Origin of the sequence: Enterobacter cloacae complex sp. 402C9, assembly GCF_050030745.1 — a bacterium.
Taxonomy (GTDB): domain Bacteria; phylum Pseudomonadota; class Gammaproteobacteria; order Enterobacterales; family Enterobacteriaceae; genus Enterobacter; species Enterobacter intestinihominis.
Window position 1 is genome coordinate 4,243,942 of sequence record NZ_JBLGUW010000001.1, and the last position, 17,373, is coordinate 4,261,314.

Sequence of the window (17,373 nt, forward strand, 5' to 3'; positions counted from 1 at the left end):
TGTGTGAGCACTACAAAGGCAGGTTCTTTAAGGTAAGGAGGTGATCCAACCGCAGGTTCCCCTACGGTTACCTTGTTACGACTTCACCCCAGTCATGAATCACAAAGTGGTAAGCGCCCTCCCGAAGGTTAAGCTACCTACTTCTTTTGCAACCCACTCCCATGGTGTGACGGGCGGTGTGTACAAGGCCCGGGAACGTATTCACCGTGGCATTCTGATCCACGATTACTAGCGATTCCGACTTCATGGAGTCGAGTTGCAGACTCCAATCCGGACTACGACGCACTTTATGAGGTCCGCTTGCTCTCGCGAGGTCGCTTCTCTTTGTATGCGCCATTGTAGCACGTGTGTAGCCCTACTCGTAAGGGCCATGATGACTTGACGTCATCCCCACCTTCCTCCAGTTTATCACTGGCAGTCTCCTTTGAGTTCCCGGCCGGACCGCTGGCAACAAAGGATAAGGGTTGCGCTCGTTGCGGGACTTAACCCAACATTTCACAACACGAGCTGACGACAGCCATGCAGCACCTGTCTCAGAGTTCCCGAAGGCACCAAAGCATCTCTGCTAAGTTCTCTGGATGTCAAGAGTAGGTAAGGTTCTTCGCGTTGCATCGAATTAAACCACATGCTCCACCGCTTGTGCGGGCCCCCGTCAATTCATTTGAGTTTTAACCTTGCGGCCGTACTCCCCAGGCGGTCGACTTAACGCGTTAGCTCCGGAAGCCACGCCTCAAGGGCACAACCTCCAAGTCGACATCGTTTACGGCGTGGACTACCAGGGTATCTAATCCTGTTTGCTCCCCACGCTTTCGCACCTGAGCGTCAGTCTTTGTCCAGGGGGCCGCCTTCGCCACCGGTATTCCTCCAGATCTCTACGCATTTCACCGCTACACCTGGAATTCTACCCCCCTCTACAAGACTCTAGCCTGCCAGTTTCGAATGCAGTTCCCAGGTTGAGCCCGGGGATTTCACATCCGACTTGACAGACCGCCTGCGTGCGCTTTACGCCCAGTAATTCCGATTAACGCTTGCACCCTCCGTATTACCGCGGCTGCTGGCACGGAGTTAGCCGGTGCTTCTTCTGCGGGTAACGTCAATCGACAGGGTTATTAACCCTGTCGCCTTCCTCCCCGCTGAAAGTACTTTACAACCCGAAGGCCTTCTTCATACACGCGGCATGGCTGCATCAGGCTTGCGCCCATTGTGCAATATTCCCCACTGCTGCCTCCCGTAGGAGTCTGGACCGTGTCTCAGTTCCAGTGTGGCTGGTCATCCTCTCAGACCAGCTAGGGATCGTCGCCTAGGTGAGCCGTTACCCCACCTACTAGCTAATCCCATCTGGGCACATCCGATGGCAAGAGGCCCGAAGGTCCCCCTCTTTGGTCTTGCGACGTTATGCGGTATTAGCTACCGTTTCCAGTAGTTATCCCCCTCCATCAGGCAGTTTCCCAGACATTACTCACCCGTCCGCCACTCGTCAGCAAAGCAGCAAGCTGCTTCCTGTTACCGTTCGACTTGCATGTGTTAGGCCTGCCGCCAGCGTTCAATCTGAGCCATGATCAAACTCTTCAATTTAAAAGTTTGATGCTCAATGAATTAAACTTCGTAATGAATTACGTGTTCACTCGTTGAGACTTGGTATTCATTTTTCGTCCGAGGACGTTAAGAATCCATGTCACTTTGAGTGCCCACACAGATTGTCTGATAAATTGTTAAAGAGCAGTTGCGACGCGCTTCAGCGCTCTGTCGCGAGGTGGCGTATATTACGCTTTCCTCTTTCAGAGTCAACCCGTTATTTCAGGATTTTTCTCTTCAACCGACCGGGTAGTCTGTGAAGTGATTCACATCTGCCGTGTCGATGGAGGCGCATTATAGGGATCCCAGTTTTTAGCACAAGTATTTTTTAGATCTTTTTTTCCAACTGATGATTTTCCGTGCTTTTCGCTGAAAACCCATCCGATCCGCTTAAAAATTGACGCATTTTGCCTTGCCTCGCTCCAGGAATACGATCAAAGTCTTCTTTAATAACGCTCATCTGTATCGAGGTAGATATGTTTGCAGTATTACGTCCTTATAAACATCTGTTCCCCCAAAAAGGCGATCGCGTGATGATCGATGCCAGCAGCGTGGTCATTGGTGATGTTCGCATGGCCGATGATGTCAGCATCTGGCCACTTGTCGCGATCCGGGGCGATGTTAACTACGTTGCAATCGGTGCACGCACCAATATTCAGGACGGCAGCGTGCTGCATGTGACTCATAAGTCATCTTATAACCCTGAGGGCAATCCGCTCATCATTGGGGAAGATGTTACCGTCGGTCATAAAGTAATGCTCCACGGCTGCACGATCGGTAACAGGGTTCTCGTTGGGATGGGATCGATTTTGCTGGATGGCGTCATAGTAGAAGATGACGTAATGATTGGCGCAGGAAGCCTAGTTCCGCAAAACAAACGCCTGGAAAGTGGCTATCTCTATTTAGGCAGTCCGGTTAAACAGATCCGCCCCCTAAAAGAGGCGGAGATCGAAGGATTGAAATACTCAGCGAACAATTACGTTAAATGGAAGAATGACTATCTGGATCAGGATAACCAGACCCAACCCTGATCGTCTTCCTGCTGATCGCGGATCAAATCGCTGGCTTCCTCTTCCAGATCCCAGCGATTTTCGCAAAAGACCGCTAATGGATCTGAACCACCTAAGCGCTGATGCAACGTCTCCCCTTTAATCGCACAGGTGAGCTGCATTCCATGCACCAGCACCGGGAAACACACCGCTTGCTTGTTTTCATCCCAGATTTCTCTGTCGGGAAAATGAATCGCCTGATTCATGCCAACAGTTCCTGTTTCAGCTTTTCGATCACCGGTTCTACAACAGGTAACACGCCATGCCAGAGTAGCACCGCATGAGCCGCCTGCCCCACCAGCATGCCCAGACCATCAGCCACATGTTTTGCCCCCTGTTGTTCGCACCAGGTCAGAAATGGCGTTTTCCCTTTTTGATAAAACATGTCATAGGCGTAGATGTGGGAATGAACCAGGGATGCAGGAATCGCCGGGATCTCTCCATTAATACCGCTTGAGGTGGCATTAATCACAAGATCAAATTCGTGACCCGCGAGATCCTCAAGTGCTACCGCAGCTACGCTGCCTGTGTGTGCGAACAACGCCGCCAGTTCTTCTGCTCTGGAGAAAGTACGGTTGGTGATTGTCACCGCACAATCCAGCGAAAGAAGAGGAAGCAATACACCGCGCGACGCGCCACCCGCACCGATCAGCAGGATCCGAAAGCCTGGTTTAATAAACGACAGTCGCTCCAGATCGCTGAGTAAACCTATGCCATCGGTGTTATCGCCCAGAAGGCGACCATCTTCAAGCCGCTTAAGAGTATTGACGGCGCCAGCGAGCGACGCACGTTCGGTCAGTTCATCCGCGCGCCCGAAAGCCTCTTCTTTAAAAGGCACCGTGACGTTCGCACCTTTACCACCCGCATCAAAAAAGCTATTCAGCGTCGGTATAAATGCATCAACAGGCGCAAGAACCCGACCATACGGGTGATCTATATGCAATTGCTCCGCAAACAGCCGATGGATCAGAGGCGACTTGCTGTGCGCGATCGGGTTACCAAAAACAGCATAGGTTTCCATCACATTATCCCTGGCGAAAACGTTCGCCGGTCAAGGCATCGCGAATTTCTGACGAGTTAAGACGACCACCGGTTTCACCCACGGCTACCGGGAAATCATTCCCGAACTGCGCCAGAACTTCTTCGGTTGTCCGACAAGGGGGAAGCCCGGTCAGGTTGGCGCTGGTTGAAACCAGAGGTTTACCAAATGCCTGGCATAACTCCACCACCAGCGGATGGTCGGTGACACGTACCGCGAGTGAATCGAAACGCCCGGTTAACCAGCGCGGCGTTGTCGGCTGTGCAGGAAAAACAAACGTCACGGGACCAGGCCACGCAGAGAAAATGGTTTCCCGCTGTGCAGGTGTCAGCATGGAATCATCAATATAAGGCTTAAGCTGCTCGTAGTTCGCAGCGATCAAAATCAATCCTTTTTCGACAGGCCGCTGTTTTAGCGCCAGCAGACGGTTAACGGCGACTTCGCTGTCAGGATCACACCCGACCCCGAAAACGGCTTCTGTTGGATAGGCGATGACTTCTTCTTTTTTCAGGATTTCCACCGCCTGCGCGATGGAGCCTGATGGCAGGTTATTATTCACTGATTTGATCCGCCGAAACCGGCTTTCCACATTGTTTACTGGCGCAAAAGCGTTTCAAGCCTTGCGCGGTTTTCTTCTCTATAAGTAACGGATAATCGCAATGAGAGCAGACGCCCGCTACTGGTTTGAAATTGATGACGAACTGGCATTCAGGATAGCGATCGCACGAATGGAAGGTCTTGCCATAACGAGAGCGCCGCTGCACCAATTGGCCACGCTGGCACTGAGGGCAGGCAATTGCCGTTTCATCTGGCTTATCAATTTGTTCCGTATGTTCACACTCCGGGTAGCGGCTGCATCCGATAAACATCCCGAACCGCCCCTGCCGCAGCGCCAGTTCACCGCCACAGAGAGGACAAAGCTGTCCCTCCAGAATTTTGACGATATGTCCATCCGCCTGGCTTTTCAGGGGACGGACATAATCACATTCCGGATAGTGTGAACAACCGAGAAACGGACCGTGTTTCCCGGACCGAATAACAAGTTCTGCCCCGCACTGTGGGCAGGGCTCGTTTTTATGCACCGTGAAGAGTGCTGATTTGGCCATAACAACTCTTGTTGCTGCACATAGAATTAATGCAGCATACCTTCATTCACTTCAAAGAGTAATTCTTCCATTTGCTGATAGGCATTTTCACAGCCTGGAATGTTGAACAGAACCATCAGGATCACCCATTTCAGATCTTCCAGTTCAAACTCAGCAGTATCCAGCGCCATGACGCGCTCTATCACCATCTCTCTCGTTTCGAGGTTTAGCACCTGAATCTGCTCGAGGAATAAAATGAATCCCCGGCAGCTGGCATCCAGCCTTTCACACTCTTCAGCTGTATAGATGCGCACAGACAATGGGTCAGAAGCAAGCTGCATCGGTTCGGCGAGGCCGTCCTGATAATCAGCCAACTTATCCAGCCACATCAACGCATTATATATATCTTCCCGCTCAAAACCTGCGTCGGTCAGATCCCGTGTTAATTTGTCCTGATCCACCTGCATTTCTGCTTCGTTGTGGATGTAAGTCTCAAACAAATACATCAGTACGTCGAACATGGCATGCCCTCCTTAATCGGACATAGCCGCCGGGTACAGCTGCGATCCACCCTGCTAACTCCAGTTCGAGTAGCTGTGCTACCGTTACTGGCACAGGTTGGCCGGCACGTTCAGCGACAACGTCAACAGGTGTTACCTCATCTCCTACGTTAGCCAGGAGCTTGGGAAATGGCAATGCTACTGCCTCCTGATCCGATGAAATATGTCGCTTTTGGAGATCATCCTGCAACCAATGCAGTCCATACTGCAAATTTTCAAGGATATCTTCTTTGCAGGTCACCAGCGTCGCCCCCTATTTTATCAGCCAGTGAGGGCCTTCGCAGCCGGGGTTCCCCAACGGGCCGGGCAGCGCAAAAACTTCACGCCCCTGCTCCAGTGCGCACCTTGCGGTAACCAGCGATCCACTCCGAATCGCAGCTTCGACCACCAGCACACCCTGGCTTAACCCACTGATGATCCGGTTACGCCGTGGAAAGTTACCCGGTCTGGGCGGTGTTGAGAGTGAAAACTCAGACACTATTGTCCCCTCTGAAGCGATAAGTTGCTCAGCCAGAATGTGATGACGACGCGGATAGAGACTAAAAAGACCATTGCCAAGCACGGCGACACTTCGCCCTTTTGCGGACAACGCCGCATGATGTGCTACACCGTCGATGCCGCAAGCCAGGCCACTGGTGATCGTAAAGCCACATTGGGACAGCTGTTCACTCAGCATTTTCCCCCAACGCTCGCCGTACCACGAGGGCGCACGGCTGCCCACAACCGCAAGCTGCATGCTATTAAGCACGTCAACGCGGCCTCTCACAAATAGCGCCCCGGGAAAATCAGGGATAGAACGCAACAATGGCGGGAAGCGAGGATCATCCGCCGTGAGAAGGTGGTTGTCGGCGTGTTCCAGCCATTCCAGACTACGTTCAAGCTCACTCTCGCTGAACGAAAAAAACTTTACGGCATGTTTGGGCGAAAGCCCTGACGCGTTGACAGCTTCAGCATCGACGGTTGCCTGGCGAAGCAGCCTCTGCGCAATCTCCAGCATTGCATCACCGTATAACGACCCGATGTTTATAAGCCGTAACCATACCTCTGTGGACGTCATCCTTTTCCCTGCCATAAGCAGCCTCAGCAATCTTTGCGATTGGTCACTGATGCTGTCAATCGACCGGGGATTTGTCTAGAATAGAAGTAATATTCTTATCAACTCCTGAACACGACTCTGGAAATTTATGGCAGTTTTGCAAGTGTTACATATTCCTGACGAGCGCCTTCGCATCGTCGCGGAACCGGTTAAAGAAGTGAATGCAGAAATTCAGCGTATCGTCGATGATATGTTCGATACCATGTACGCTGAAGAAGGCATTGGCCTTGCCGCGACCCAGGTAGACATTCACAAACGTATTATTGTGATCGACGTTTCTGAAAGTCGTGATGAGCGCCTGGTGCTGATCAACCCTGAGCTGCTGGAAAAAAGCGGCGAAACAGGTATTGAGGAAGGCTGTCTGTCTATCCCTGAACAGCGCGCTTTGGTGCCACGTGCCGAAAAAGTTAAAATCCGCGCACTGGATCGTGACGGCAATCCGTTTGAGCTGGAAGCCGACGATCTGCTGGCGATTTGCATTCAGCATGAGATGGATCACCTGGTCGGTAAACTGTTTATCGATTACCTCTCACCTCTGAAGCAACAGCGTATTCGTCAGAAAGTTGAGAAACTGGATCGTTTGCGTTCTCGCGCTTAACGCCCCCGGATACAAGGAATAACGTGTCTACATCACTACGTATAATCTTCGCGGGTACCCCTGATTTTGCAGCGCGTCATCTCGACGCGCTGTTAACGTCTGGCCATCAGATTGTTGGCGTATTTACTCAGCCGGACCGTCCGGCTGGCCGCGGTAAAAAACTGATGCCTGGCCCGGTTAAGGTACTGGCAGAAACACATGGTTTACCGGTTTTCCAGCCTGCGTCATTACGACCTGAGGAAAACCAGAAGTTAGTGGCAGACCTGAACGCGGACGTGATGGTAGTTGTGGCTTACGGCCTCATTCTGCCGAAAGCGGTACTTGATATGCCCCGCCTGGGCTGTGTTAACGTTCATGGTTCTTTGCTCCCACGCTGGCGTGGTGCAGCCCCTATTCAGCGCGCTCTGTGGGCAGGCGATGCTGAAACTGGCGTGACAATCATGAAGATGGACGTAGGTTTAGACACGGGCGACATGCTGTATAAACTGGCGTGTCCCATCACCGCAGAAGATACCAGCGCCACGCTGTATGACAAGCTGGCGGATCTCGGCCCGCAGGGGCTGATTGAGACGCTGCAACAGCTTGCTGACAATACAGCGACACCTGAAGTGCAGGATGAGGCACAGGTGACCTATGCTGAGAAACTGAGTAAAGAAGAAGCCCGGATCGACTGGTCCCTGTCAGCAGCTCAACTCGAACGCTGCATTCGCGCCTTTAATCCATGGCCGATGAGCTGGTTGATGATTGATGAGCAGCCAGTGAAAGTCTGGAAAGCTTCAGTTATTAACGGCAATGCATCGGCAGAGCCCGGTACGATTATCGACGCCAGCAAAAACGGTATCCAGGTTGCGACCGGAGAAGGGATACTGAATCTTGAATCGCTGCAACCGGCCGGTAAAAAGGCAATGAGCGCGCAGGATCTATTAAATTCTCGTCGTGAATGGTTCATCCCTGGCAATCGCCTTGCCTGAACAAATTTATTCTTAAGGCCCGGTGTTTCCGGGCATTTTTATTTTTACGGTTATGAAAAGACAAAATCTACGCACTATGGCGGCTCAGGCCGTTGAGCAGGTTATCGAGCAGGGCCAGTCACTGAGTAATGTCCTGCCTCCACTGCAACAAAAGGTTTCCGATAAAGACAAAGCCCTGCTTCAGGAGCTGTGCTTTGGCGTGCTGCGCACCCTCTCTCAGCTTGAGTGGTTGATTAACAAGCTGATGTCACGCCCGATGAGCGGCAAGCAGCGTACCGTGCATTATTTGATCATGGTCGGTTTCTACCAGCTTCTTCATACCCGCATTCCACCTCATGCTGCGCTGGCCGAGACAGTGGAGGGTGCCGTTGCGATTAAACGTCCTCAGCTAAAAGGATTGATCAACGGCGTGCTGCGTCAGTTCCAGCGTCAGCAGGACGAACTGCTGGCAGAATTTGCGCAAAGCGAAGCGCGCTTCCTTCACCCTGAATGGCTGCTGAATCGCCTTAAAAAAGCCTACCCACAGCAATGGCAAGACATTGTGGATGCCAATAATCAACGTCCGCCGATGTGGTTACGCGTCAATCGTAACCATCATACACGCGACGCATGGCTGGCCCTGCTGGAAGAGGCCGGAATGAGCGGCTTCACACACGCTGCTTATCCTGATGCGGTTCGTTTAGCCTCCCCTGCACCGGTACATGCATTACCCGGTTTTGAAGAGGGCTGGGTAACGGTACAGGACGCATCTGCTCAGGGCTGCATGACCTGGCTTGAGCCGAAAGACGGGGAGCAGATCCTCGATCTCTGTGCGGCGCCAGGGGGGAAAACAACGCACATCCTGGAAGTGGCGCCGCAGGCCAGCGTGATGGCCGTGGATGTTGATGAGCAGCGCCTTTCACGCGTCTATGACAACCTTAAGCGTCTGGGTATGAAAGCACAGGTTAAGCAAGGCGATGGACGCAAACCCGCTGACTGGTGTGGTGATACCCGGTTCGATCGCATTTTGCTGGACGCCCCCTGCTCAGCAACCGGCGTGATTCGTCGTCATCCCGATATCAAATGGCTGCGTCGCGATCGTGATATCAAGGAGCTTGCCCAGTTGCAATCCGAAATTCTGGATGCCATCTGGCCGCATCTCAAACCCGGCGGAACCCTCGTGTATGCAACCTGCTCTGTTCTCCCGGAAGAGAACAGTCAGCAAATTGCGGCTTTCCTGAAACGCACCCCGGACGCTACGCTGCACGATACGGGAACGCCTGAGCACCCGGGTCTGCAAAACCTGCCGGGCGCAGAAGAGGGTGATGGCTTCTTTTACGCTAAGCTAATCAAAGAGTGATGTTGAGAACAGGTCACGAAAGATGAAAATTATCATTCTGGGCGCAGGGCAAGTTGGCGGAACGCTGGCGGAAAATCTCGTGGGTGAAAACAACGATATCACCATTGTGGATACCAATGGCGATCGCCTGCGCGTTTTGCAGGACAAGTTCGACCTCCGCGTTGTTCAGGGGCACGGCTCTCATCCACGTGTGCTTCGGGAAGCGGGCGCGGACGATGCCGACATGCTGGTTGCAGTAACCAGTTCTGATGAAACCAACATGGTTGCATGTCAGGTGGCCTACTCGCTTTTCAACACCCCAAACCGCATCGCCCGCATTCGTTCTCCGGACTATGTCCGGGATGCGGAGAAGCTGTTTAATTCCGAAGCGGTACCCATCGACCATCTTATTGCGCCTGAACAGCTGGTTATCGACAGTATTTATCGTCTGATTGAGTACCCGGGCGCGTTGCAGGTTGTGAACTTTGCTGAAGGGAAAGTAAGCCTGGCGGTCGTGAAGGCTTATTACGGGGGCCCGCTGATTGGTAATGCCCTGTCGACAATGCGCGAGCATATGCCACATATCGATACGCGTGTTGCGGCGATTTTCCGTCACGACAGACCTATTCGTCCGCAAGGTTCCACCATTGTAGAAGCCGGGGATGAAGTCTTCTTTATTGCGGCTTCTCAGCATATCCGTGCGGTGATGAGTGAACTACAGCGTCTCGAAAAACCGTATAAACGTATTATGCTGGTTGGCGGCGGTAATATTGGCGCAGGTCTGGCGAGACGGCTGGAAAAAGACTATAGCGTGAAGCTGATCGAACGGGATCAACAACGCGCGTCAGAGCTGGCTGAAAAACTTCAGAATACCATCGTGTTTTATGGCGATGCTTCGGATCAGGAATTGCTGGCCGAAGAGCATATCGATCAGGTTGATCTTTTTATTGCCGTCACCAACGACGACGAAGCGAATATTATGTCCGCCATGCTCGCTAAACGTATGGGGGCGAAAAAAGTTATGGTGCTTATCCAGCGTAAGGCTTATGTCGATCTGGTACAGGGTAGCGTAATTGATATTGCTATTTCACCCCAGCAAGCCACCATCTCTGCCCTGCTAAGCCATGTGCGTAAAGCGGATATTGTCGGCGTGTCATCTCTTCGTCGTGGTGTTGCTGAAGCCATTGAAGCCGTCGCTCACGGGGATGAAACGACGTCACGCGTTGTTGGTCGCGCAATCGATGAAATTAAACTTCCACCAGGCACCATTATCGGCGCAGTAGTGCGAGGTAATGATGTGATGATCGCCAATGATAATTTACGTATTGAGCAGGGTGACCACGTTATTATGTTCCTGACCGATAAAAAATTTATTACCGACGTCGAGCGTTTATTCCAGCCAAGCCCGTTCTTCCTGTAATGATTTGGGTGCTCAGACGAGGGCACCCAAATATTAACCTTCTAATTTTCATGCCTTTTATTTTTCATAACGATTATTTATCCCCAATGGCAATTAGCTAATCATTTGTTAAACTTATAGGCGTCAGCTGGCACAAGGAGAACATAATGAGTTTTATTAAAGAATTTCGCGAATTTGCGATGCGCGGGAATGTGGTGGATTTGGCTGTGGGTGTCATTATTGGTGCGGCGTTCGGTAAGATCGTTTCATCATTAGTCGCCGACATTATTATGCCGCCGTTAGGACTGTTGATTGGAGGCATTGATTTCAAACAATTCGCCTTCACCCTTCGGGAAGCTCAGGGCGATATCCCTGCGGTTGTAATGCACTACGGCGTATTCATTCAGAACGTATTTGATTTCGTGATCGTGGCATTTGCCATTTTCATGGCGATCAAACTTATCAACAGACTTAACCGTAAAAAAGAAGAACCGGCTGCTGCCCCGCCAGCACCAACTAAAGAAGAAGTCTTACTGACTGAAATTCGCGATCTGTTAAAAGAGCAGAATAACCGCGTTTAATCAGGCGAGAGAAACAGAAAGGCCAGTGGTAAAAAAGCGATTAGCTTGCTTGCCACTGGCCTCCCAGTTACCACGTTGTGCATGTTTACCTTTACGCAAATAACTCCCTTTTCCCTTCTTGTTCTTCTCAACACGCTGTCTAAAAAGCGGGTCGTGAAGCAATGCCTCAATGGCGTTATCCTTAATTTGTCCCTTAGTATGCTGATAGCGGCTCATCATTTCTCCTGAGCATAGTTAATATCGGCGGGAGTCTAGTCCGTGGCTGATAAAAAATCAACAACCCTGAGTTTCACTACTGGCGCCCTGTTCAAGGGCTTCCAGTATTGAGCAATAAACACTGCTGTGAGCAGTACCGCAGCACGTGTCATTCAGCCTTTGTAGAGATCGTTGCATGGCCTGCAGCTCCTGAATTCGTCCTTCAACTTCATCCAGCCGGGCCTGAACGATGCTTTTAGATTCCTGACACGTATGATGTTCAGGATCGATACGGATCGACAGCAGTTCACGGATCGACTCCAGCGTGAAGCCGAGTTGCCGGGCATAGCGGATAAAACGAAGGCGTTGCAGGTCGTTATCCGTATAAAGGCGAAATCCACCTTCTGTTCTGACCTCATGATCGATCATCTGCTGCTTTTCGTAGTAGCGGATAGTATCCGGCGTTACGTTAGCAAGCTTCGCAAGTTCACCTATGCGGTACATGGCTACTCCTCGTTTATTTTTTGCATTAACCTTTCACTGTACTCACCATGCAAAAAGTCAGTATTCATTCCCGTCTGGCGCAGTTTTAGCTCGATGAGCGCTAACCGACGACTGATTTCGGAGTACCGCGGGTCATTCTTATGAATGCCTTTAAGCAGATCGGCAAGCTCGACGGCTTCATTGCGTTGCTGAAGTTCAGGGGGTAAACAACCTGCGTTTTTCAGTAAGCGATAACCGGCCCGTAATTCAGAGGGAATGTGTGAATCATCGTCCAGCACCAGTGGCTCACCGCTACCGGGGAGATTTTCAAACTCGCCTTTGTTTTGGGCATCGCTAATATGGCGTTCAGCCCACTGATCGAGCAACCACATAATGAACTCCAGGGGATGAGCAGAAAAGATACAGACATTGTAGATAAGTGGAGATTCTGCGGATATAAAAAAACCCGCCGAGGCGGGTTTTTTTACGTTACTACAGATTACTCTGCAGCAGCTTCTGCTTTCTCTGAACGATCAACCAGCTCGATGTATGCCATCGGCGCGTTGTCGCCTGCACGGAAGCCACACTTCAGAATGCGAGTGTAACCACCGGCACGGCTCGCGAAACGCGGGCCCAGTTCGTTAAACAGTTTTGCCACGATCTCGTTATCACGAGTACGGGCGAATGCCAGACGACGATTAGCAACGCTGTCAGTCTTGGCAAGAGTAATCAGCGGCTCAACTACGCGACGCAGCTCTTTCGCTTTAGGCAGGGTCGTCTTGATGATTTCATGACGAACCAGTGAACCTGCCATGTTGCGGAACATAGCCTGGCGATGGCTGCTGTTGCGGTTCAGTTGACGACCACTCTTACGATGGCGCATGACCTTATCCTTCTCAGTAAAACCTTAACCTGTGATCCGGTTACTCGTCAGCAATGCTTGCCGGTGGCCAGTTTTCCAGGCGCATGCCCAGAGACAGACCACGTGAAGCCAGCACGTCTTTAATCTCGGTAAGAGATTTTTTACCCAGGTTCGGCGTTTTCAGCAACTCAACCTCGGTACGCTGTACCAGATCACCGATATAGTGGATAGCTTCTGCCTTGAGGCAGTTAGCAGAGCGGACAGTCAATTCCAGATCGTCAACAGGGCGCAGCAGGATCGGATCGAATTCTGGTTTCTCTTCTTTCACTTCCGGCTGACGTACATCACGTAAGTCAACGAAAGCTTCCAGTTGTTCTGCCAGGATGGTTGCCGCACGACGAATCGCCTCTTCAGGATCGATTGTGCCATTGGTTTCCATTTCGATGACCAGCTTGTCCAGGTCGGTACGCTGTTCTACACGCGCTGCTTCAACATTGTAGGCAATACGCTCTACAGGGCTGTAGCATGCGTCGACCAGCAGACGGCCGATTGGGCGCTCATCTTCTTCCGAATGAATTCGGGCAGAAGCCGGCACATAACCACGACCGCGCTGAACTTTGATACGCATGCTAATAGCTGCGTTCTCATCGGTCAGGTGGCAGATCACGTGCTGCGGCTTGACGATTTCAACATCACCGTCGTGGGTGATGTCGGCTGCAGTCACAGGGCCAATGCCAGATTTATTCAGAGTAAGAATAACTTCATCTTTACCCTGAACTCTCACCGCCAGCCCTTTCAGGTTGAGCAGGATTTCAAGGATATCTTCCTGAACGCCTTCTTTGGTGCTGTACTCATGAAGTACACCATCAATCTCAACCTCGGTCACCGCGCAACCCGGCATCGATGAGAGCAGAATACGGCGCAGTGCGTTACCCAGAGTATGGCCAAAGCCACGCTCTAAAGGCTCAAGGGTCACCTTGGCGTGCGTCGAACTCACTTGCTCGATATCTACCAGGCGCGGTTTTAGAAACTCTGTCACAGAACCCTGCATTGTGTCCTCTCTTTGGTACTAAGCTTTACTTGGAGTAAAGCTCGACGATCAGGTGTTCGTTAATGTCCGCAGACAGATCAGAACGCTCAGGCTGACGCTTGAACGTACCTTCCATCTTGCCAGCATCAACTTCCAGCCAGGTTGGCTTTTCACGCTGCTCAGCCAGCTCCAGAGCGGCTTTCACGCGAGATTGCTTTTTCGCTTTCTCACGAATGCTAACAACGTCATTCGCTTTAACCTGATAAGAAGCGATGTTAACAACACGACCGTTTACCATGATTGCTTTATGGCTAACCAACTGGCGTGATTCAGCACGAGTCGCGCCGAAGCCCATACGGTATACAACGTTGTCCAGACGACCTTCCAGCAGAGCCAGCAGGTTTTCACCTGTGTTGCCTTTCAGACGTGCTGCTTCTTTATAGTAGTTACGGAACTGACGCTCCAGCACACCGTAGATACGGCGAACTTTTTGCTTTTCACGCAACTGCACACCATAGTCAGACAGACGCGGTTTACGCGCACCGTGCTGGCCAGGAGCTTGTTCAATTTTACACTTGGTATCGATCGCGCGAACGCCAGACTTAAGGAATAAGTCGGTGCCCTCACGACGGCTCAGCTTGAGCTTAGGACCCAAATATCTTGCCATTTTCTATCTCCAACTAACCTAAAAAACGAGCGTTATACGCGACGTTTTTTCGGCGGACGACAACCGTTATGAGGGATCGGAGTCACATCAGTAATATTCGTGATGCGGAAACCAGCGGCGTTCAGAGCGCGAACAGTAGATTCACGACCCGGACCCGGACCTTTAACCATAACTTCCAGATTCTTGATGCCGTATTCTTTTACGGCTTCAGCGCAACGCTCTGCTGCAACCTGAGCTGCGAACGGAGTGGATTTGCGAGAACCACGGAAACCGGAACCACCGGCTGTTGCCCAACCCAATGCGTTACCCTGACGATCAGTAATAGTAACGATGGTGTTGTTGAAAGAAGCATGGATATGAGCCACGCCGTCAGAGACTTGTTTTCTTACACGTTTACGTGCACGAACTGGTGCCTTTGCCATTATTCAATCACCCCGATTATTTCTTGATCGGTTTGCGCGGACCCTTACGGGTACGTGCGTTGGTCTTAGTACGCTGACCGCGCACTGGCAGACCACGACGATGACGCAAACCGCGATAGCAACCAAGATCCATCAGGCGCTTGATGCTCATGCTGATTTCACGGCGCAGATCACCTTCAACGACAAATTTGGCAACTTCGTCACGCAGCGTGTCGATTTGTTCTTCAGACAGCTCACTGATCTTAACATCTTCAGCGATACCCGCTGCAGCCAGAATGGCTTTGGAACGGGTCTTGCCGACGCCGTAGATCGAAGTTAATGCGATCACAGCATGTTTCTGATCAGGAATGTTAATGCCTGCTATACGGGCCACTATGCACTCCTACTATTTAATATGTACGCACCATGCTGAAAAGCCCGTTTTCAGGATACTCAAATGGAAACGTACAGACATACAAAAGATTGGCTGGCTAATCTAGCCAGCTCAACCCAACTTTGCAAGAAAAATATGCGAAATAATCAGCCTTGGCGCTGTTTATGCTTCGGCTCGGCACTGCAAATCACACGGATGACACCATCACGCTTAACGATTTTGCAGTTACGGCATAATTTCTTGACGGAAGCACGAACTTTCATTTTTACTCTCCGTAACTTCTCAGACGACCATTTAGCGGCCGTAGCCTTTCAGGTTCGCCTTCTTCAATGCAGACTCATACTGACTGGACATCATCAGAGTTTGCACTTGAGCCATAAAGTCCATAATCACGACAACAACGATAAGCAGTGAGGTCCCACCGAAGTAGAACGGTACTTTCATTGCATCACGCATGAACTCCGGGATCAGGCAGATAAAAGTAATATAAAGCGCACCAACCAAAGTCAGGCGAGTCATTACTTTATCGATATACTTCGCCGTTTGCTCTCCCGGACGAATTCCTGGTACAAATGCACCGGACTTCTTCAGGTTATCTGCTGTTTCACGCGGGTTGAAGACCAACGCCGTGTAGAAGAAACAGAAGAAGATGATCGCAGACGCATAGAGTAACACATAAAGTGGTTGCCCAGGCTGCAAATACAGCGAAATTGTTGTCAGCCAGTTCCAACCAGTACCGCCCCCGAACCATGACGCGATGGTTGCCGGGAACAGAATAATACTGGAAGCGAAGATAGCCGGGATAACCCCCGCCATATTCACTTTCAGCGGTAAATGTGTGCTCTGTGCAGCATAGACACGACGACCCTGCTGACGTTTAGCGTAGTTCACCACAATGCGGCGTTGACCACGTTCAACGAAGACAACAAAGAACGTCACTGCAAATACTAATACTGCAACCAACAGCAACAGGAGGAAGTGCAGGTCGCCTTGACGCGCTTGCTCGATAGTATGGGCGATGGCCGGCGGGAGACCCGCAACGATACCGGCGAAGATAATGATTGAGATACCGTTACCGATACCTCGTTCAGTAATCTGTTCGCCGAGCCACATCAGGAACATGGTCCCTGTGACCAGACTTACAACAGCGGTGAAATAGAATGCAAAGCCTGGGTTTAATACCAGGCCCTGCATACCAGGCATATTCGGAAGACCGGTAGCAATACCGATCGACTGGAATATTGCCAGCACCAGAGTGCCGTAACGGGTGTACTGGCTAATCTTACGACGTCCAGACTCCCCTTCTTTCTTCAACTCTGCCAGGGCCGGATGAACGACCGTCAGCAGCTGGATAATAATCGATGCCGAAATGTACGGCATAATACCCAGTGCGAAAATAGAAGCACGGCTGAGAGCACCACCAGAGAACATGTTGAACATTTCAATGATGGTGCCTCGCTGTTGCTCAAGCAGTTTGGCAAGTACAGCGGCATCAATACCAGGGATCGGAATAAAAGAGCCAATACGGAACACAATCAGCGCGCCGATTACAAACAGCAGTCTGCGTTTCAGCTCGCCAAATCCACCTTTGGCACTTTGAAAATCTAATCCCGGTTGCTTAGCCATCTGCTACTTATTCCTCAATTTTACCGCCAGCAGCTTCGATAGCAGCACGAGCACCTTTAGTAACACGCAGGCCACGAACAGTTACCGGAGTAGAAACTTCACCAGACAGGATCACTTTCGCGAACTCGATCTGGATGCCGATAATGTTAGCCGCTTTCAGCGTATTCAGGTCTACAACGCCGCCTTCAACTTTCGCCAGGTCAGACAGACGGATTTCCGCTGTAATCGCTGCTTTGCGAGAGGTGAAGCCGAACTTCGGCAGACGACGGTACAGTGGCATCTGGCCACCCTCGAAACCGCGACGTACGCCACCGCCAGAACGAGAGTTCTGACCTTTGTGACCACGACCACCGGTTTTGCCGAGGCCAGAACCGATACCACGACCCAGGCGTTTACCCGCCTTTTTAGAGCCTTCGGCCGGAGACAGAGTATTTAAACGCATCT

General features: G+C 51.3%; 22 protein-coding genes, 1 rRNA gene and 1 pseudogene. 6 read left to right on the top strand and 18 right to left on the bottom strand.

Features of this window, described 5'->3' with window-relative positions:
- Positions 1-33 precede the first annotated feature (33 nt).
- Positions 34-1,575 (bottom strand): 16S ribosomal RNA (locus tag ACQG1K_RS20190).
- A 476-nt stretch (positions 1,576-2,051) separates the two neighbouring features.
- Here ACQG1K_RS20190 and ACQG1K_RS20195 point away from each other — a divergent pair.
- Positions 2,052-2,606 carry a gamma carbonic anhydrase family protein gene (locus ACQG1K_RS20195; RefSeq protein ID WP_367076570.1) on the top strand — a complete coding sequence of 185 codons (555 nt, stop codon included), beginning with the start codon at positions 2,052-2,054 and terminating at the stop codon, positions 2,604-2,606.
- Here ACQG1K_RS20195 and ACQG1K_RS20200 read toward each other — a convergent pair.
- The 6 genes and pseudogenes from ACQG1K_RS20200 to dprA all read right to left on the bottom strand — a co-directional run bounded on the left by ACQG1K_RS20200 (position 2,582) and on the right by dprA (position 6,365).
- Positions 2,582-2,830: a DUF1488 domain-containing protein gene (locus ACQG1K_RS20200; RefSeq protein ID WP_150312974.1), complete on the bottom strand. Its 249-nt coding sequence runs from the start codon at positions 2,828-2,830 to the stop codon at positions 2,582-2,584. The genes ACQG1K_RS20195 and ACQG1K_RS20200 overlap by 25 nt on opposite strands.
- Positions 2,827-3,645, bottom strand: coding sequence for a shikimate dehydrogenase (gene aroE, locus ACQG1K_RS20205; RefSeq protein ID WP_367076568.1), 819 nt, complete (start codon positions 3,643-3,645; stop codon positions 2,827-2,829). The genes ACQG1K_RS20200 and aroE overlap by 4 nt, the downstream gene beginning before the upstream one ends.
- A 4-nt stretch (positions 3,646-3,649) precedes the next feature.
- Positions 3,650-4,222: an L-threonylcarbamoyladenylate synthase type 1 TsaC gene (tsaC, locus tag ACQG1K_RS20210; RefSeq protein WP_426720992.1), complete on the bottom strand. Its 573-nt coding sequence runs from the start codon at positions 4,220-4,222 to the stop codon at positions 3,650-3,652.
- Positions 4,215-4,769: a DNA topoisomerase family protein gene (locus ACQG1K_RS20215; protein WP_023298754.1), complete on the bottom strand. Its 555-nt coding sequence runs from the start codon at positions 4,767-4,769 to the stop codon at positions 4,215-4,217. Before ACQG1K_RS20215 ends, tsaC begins: the two co-directional genes overlap by 8 nt.
- Positions 4,770-4,795: 26 nt before the next feature.
- The gene (smg, locus tag ACQG1K_RS20220) at positions 4,796-5,269 is read right to left on the bottom strand and encodes a DUF494 family protein Smg (protein ID WP_000460665.1); all 474 of its coding nucleotides are present in this window, start codon (positions 5,267-5,269) and stop codon (positions 4,796-4,798) included.
- Positions 5,241-6,365 (bottom strand): annotated as a pseudogene (dprA, locus tag ACQG1K_RS20225) (DNA-protecting protein DprA). The gene smg and the pseudogene dprA overlap by 29 nt, the downstream one beginning before the upstream one ends.
- Positions 6,366-6,492: 127 nt before the next feature.
- Between dprA and def the strand changes: the two are divergent.
- The 5 genes from def to mscL all read left to right on the top strand — a co-directional run bounded on the left by def (position 6,493) and on the right by mscL (position 11,271).
- On the top strand, positions 6,493-7,002 hold the full coding sequence (def, locus tag ACQG1K_RS20230) for a peptide deformylase (RefSeq protein ID WP_150312970.1): 510 nt from the start codon (positions 6,493-6,495) through the stop codon (positions 7,000-7,002).
- 23 nt (positions 7,003-7,025) lie between these two features.
- Entirely contained in the window at positions 7,026-7,973 is a 948-nt protein-coding gene (gene fmt / locus ACQG1K_RS20235) for a methionyl-tRNA formyltransferase (RefSeq protein WP_023298756.1), read from the top strand.
- 52 nt (positions 7,974-8,025) lie between these two features.
- The gene (rsmB, locus tag ACQG1K_RS20240; protein WP_026080642.1) at positions 8,026-9,312 is read left to right on the top strand and encodes a 16S rRNA (cytosine(967)-C(5))-methyltransferase RsmB; all 1,287 of its coding nucleotides are present in this window, start codon (positions 8,026-8,028) and stop codon (positions 9,310-9,312) included.
- Between the two features lie 22 nt (positions 9,313-9,334).
- Entirely contained in the window at positions 9,335-10,711 is a 1,377-nt protein-coding gene (trkA, locus tag ACQG1K_RS20245) for a Trk system potassium transporter TrkA (protein WP_003863337.1), read from the top strand.
- Between the two features lie 146 nt (positions 10,712-10,857).
- Complete coding sequence (gene mscL, locus ACQG1K_RS20250) at positions 10,858-11,271, top strand: large-conductance mechanosensitive channel protein MscL (protein WP_003863335.1); 414 nt, start codon at positions 10,858-10,860, stop codon at positions 11,269-11,271.
- On the opposite strand, the gene ACQG1K_RS20255 is transcribed toward mscL, so the two are convergent.
- From ACQG1K_RS20255 to rplO, 11 genes are all read right to left on the bottom strand, one after another.
- Positions 11,272-11,487 (bottom strand): alternative ribosome-rescue factor A, encoded by a 216-nt coding sequence (locus ACQG1K_RS20255; RefSeq protein ID WP_022649585.1) that lies wholly within the window; start codon positions 11,485-11,487, stop codon positions 11,272-11,274. It abuts the gene before it with no gap.
- Positions 11,488-11,544: 57 nt separating this feature from the next.
- Positions 11,545-11,970, bottom strand: coding sequence for a Zn(2+)-responsive transcriptional regulator (gene zntR / locus ACQG1K_RS20260; RefSeq protein ID WP_367076562.1), 426 nt, complete (start codon positions 11,968-11,970; stop codon positions 11,545-11,547).
- A gap of 2 nt (positions 11,971-11,972) precedes the next feature.
- On the bottom strand, positions 11,973-12,341 hold the full coding sequence (locus tag ACQG1K_RS20265; protein WP_155024841.1) for a DUF1992 domain-containing protein: 369 nt from the start codon (positions 12,339-12,341) through the stop codon (positions 11,973-11,975).
- Positions 12,342-12,448: 107 nt separating this feature from the next.
- Positions 12,449-12,832 carry a 50S ribosomal protein L17 gene (rplQ, locus tag ACQG1K_RS20270; RefSeq protein WP_001216368.1) on the bottom strand — a complete coding sequence of 128 codons (384 nt, stop codon included), beginning with the start codon at positions 12,830-12,832 and terminating at the stop codon, positions 12,449-12,451.
- Positions 12,833-12,872: 40 nt separating this feature from the next.
- Entirely contained in the window at positions 12,873-13,862 is a 990-nt protein-coding gene (locus ACQG1K_RS20275; RefSeq protein ID WP_002919219.1) for a DNA-directed RNA polymerase subunit alpha, read from the bottom strand.
- Positions 13,863-13,887: 25 nt separating this feature from the next.
- Positions 13,888-14,508: a 30S ribosomal protein S4 gene (gene rpsD, locus ACQG1K_RS20280; RefSeq protein WP_003863314.1), complete on the bottom strand. Its 621-nt coding sequence runs from the start codon at positions 14,506-14,508 to the stop codon at positions 13,888-13,890.
- Between the two features lie 32 nt (positions 14,509-14,540).
- Positions 14,541-14,930 carry a 30S ribosomal protein S11 gene (gene rpsK / locus ACQG1K_RS20285; protein ID WP_003863312.1) on the bottom strand — a complete coding sequence of 130 codons (390 nt, stop codon included), beginning with the start codon at positions 14,928-14,930 and terminating at the stop codon, positions 14,541-14,543.
- 16 nt (positions 14,931-14,946) lie between these two features.
- The gene (gene rpsM, locus ACQG1K_RS20290; RefSeq protein ID WP_003863308.1) at positions 14,947-15,303 is read right to left on the bottom strand and encodes a 30S ribosomal protein S13; all 357 of its coding nucleotides are present in this window, start codon (positions 15,301-15,303) and stop codon (positions 14,947-14,949) included.
- 146 nt (positions 15,304-15,449) lie between these two features.
- Complete coding sequence (rpmJ, locus tag ACQG1K_RS20295) at positions 15,450-15,566, bottom strand: 50S ribosomal protein L36 (RefSeq protein ID WP_000868187.1); 117 nt, start codon at positions 15,564-15,566, stop codon at positions 15,450-15,452.
- Between the two features lie 31 nt (positions 15,567-15,597).
- Positions 15,598-16,929: a preprotein translocase subunit SecY gene (secY, locus tag ACQG1K_RS20300; RefSeq protein WP_003863305.1), complete on the bottom strand. Its 1,332-nt coding sequence runs from the start codon at positions 16,927-16,929 to the stop codon at positions 15,598-15,600.
- A 7-nt stretch (positions 16,930-16,936) separates the two neighbouring features.
- Positions 16,937-17,371, bottom strand: coding sequence for a 50S ribosomal protein L15 (rplO, locus tag ACQG1K_RS20305; protein WP_014885468.1), 435 nt, complete (start codon positions 17,369-17,371; stop codon positions 16,937-16,939).
- Between the last annotated feature and the right edge of the window lie 2 nt (positions 17,372-17,373).

Bases quoted from the DNA above. Each gene is read 5' to 3' on its own strand.
- ACQG1K_RS20195 (WP_367076570.1), top strand. From the start codon at position 2,052: ATGTTTGCAGTATTACGTCCTTATAAACATCTGTTCCCCCAAAAAGGC.
- ACQG1K_RS20200 (WP_150312974.1), bottom strand. From the start codon at position 2,830: ATGAATCAGGCGATTCATTTTCCCGACAGAGAAATCTGGGATGAAAAC.
- aroE (WP_367076568.1), bottom strand. From the start codon at position 3,645: ATGGAAACCTATGCTGTTTTTGGTAACCCGATCGCGCACAGCAAGTCG.
- ACQG1K_RS20215 (WP_023298754.1), bottom strand. From the start codon at position 4,769: ATGGCCAAATCAGCACTCTTCACGGTGCATAAAAACGAGCCCTGCCCA.
- smg (WP_000460665.1), bottom strand. From the start codon at position 5,269: ATGTTCGACGTACTGATGTATTTGTTTGAGACTTACATCCACAACGAA.
- def (WP_150312970.1), top strand. From the start codon at position 6,493: ATGGCAGTTTTGCAAGTGTTACATATTCCTGACGAGCGCCTTCGCATC.
- rsmB (WP_026080642.1), top strand. From the start codon at position 8,026: ATGAAAAGACAAAATCTACGCACTATGGCGGCTCAGGCCGTTGAGCAG.
- trkA (WP_003863337.1), top strand. From the start codon at position 9,335: ATGAAAATTATCATTCTGGGCGCAGGGCAAGTTGGCGGAACGCTGGCG.
- mscL (WP_003863335.1), top strand. From the start codon at position 10,858: ATGAGTTTTATTAAAGAATTTCGCGAATTTGCGATGCGCGGGAATGTG.
- ACQG1K_RS20255 (WP_022649585.1), bottom strand. From the start codon at position 11,487: ATGAGCCGCTATCAGCATACTAAGGGACAAATTAAGGATAACGCCATT.
- zntR (WP_367076562.1), bottom strand. From the start codon at position 11,970: ATGTACCGCATAGGTGAACTTGCGAAGCTTGCTAACGTAACGCCGGAT.
- ACQG1K_RS20265 (WP_155024841.1), bottom strand. From the start codon at position 12,341: ATGTGGTTGCTCGATCAGTGGGCTGAACGCCATATTAGCGATGCCCAA.
- rplQ (WP_001216368.1), bottom strand. From the start codon at position 12,832: ATGCGCCATCGTAAGAGTGGTCGTCAACTGAACCGCAACAGCAGCCAT.
- ACQG1K_RS20275 (WP_002919219.1), bottom strand. From the start codon at position 13,862: ATGCAGGGTTCTGTGACAGAGTTTCTAAAACCGCGCCTGGTAGATATC.
- rpsD (WP_003863314.1), bottom strand. From the start codon at position 14,508: ATGGCAAGATATTTGGGTCCTAAGCTCAAGCTGAGCCGTCGTGAGGGC.
- rpsK (WP_003863312.1), bottom strand. From the start codon at position 14,930: ATGGCAAAGGCACCAGTTCGTGCACGTAAACGTGTAAGAAAACAAGTC.
- rpmJ (WP_000868187.1), bottom strand. From the start codon at position 15,566: ATGAAAGTTCGTGCTTCCGTCAAGAAATTATGCCGTAACTGCAAAATC.
- secY (WP_003863305.1), bottom strand. From the start codon at position 16,929: ATGGCTAAGCAACCGGGATTAGATTTTCAAAGTGCCAAAGGTGGATTT.
- rplO (WP_014885468.1), bottom strand. From the start codon at position 17,371: ATGCGTTTAAATACTCTGTCTCCGGCCGAAGGCTCTAAAAAGGCGGGT.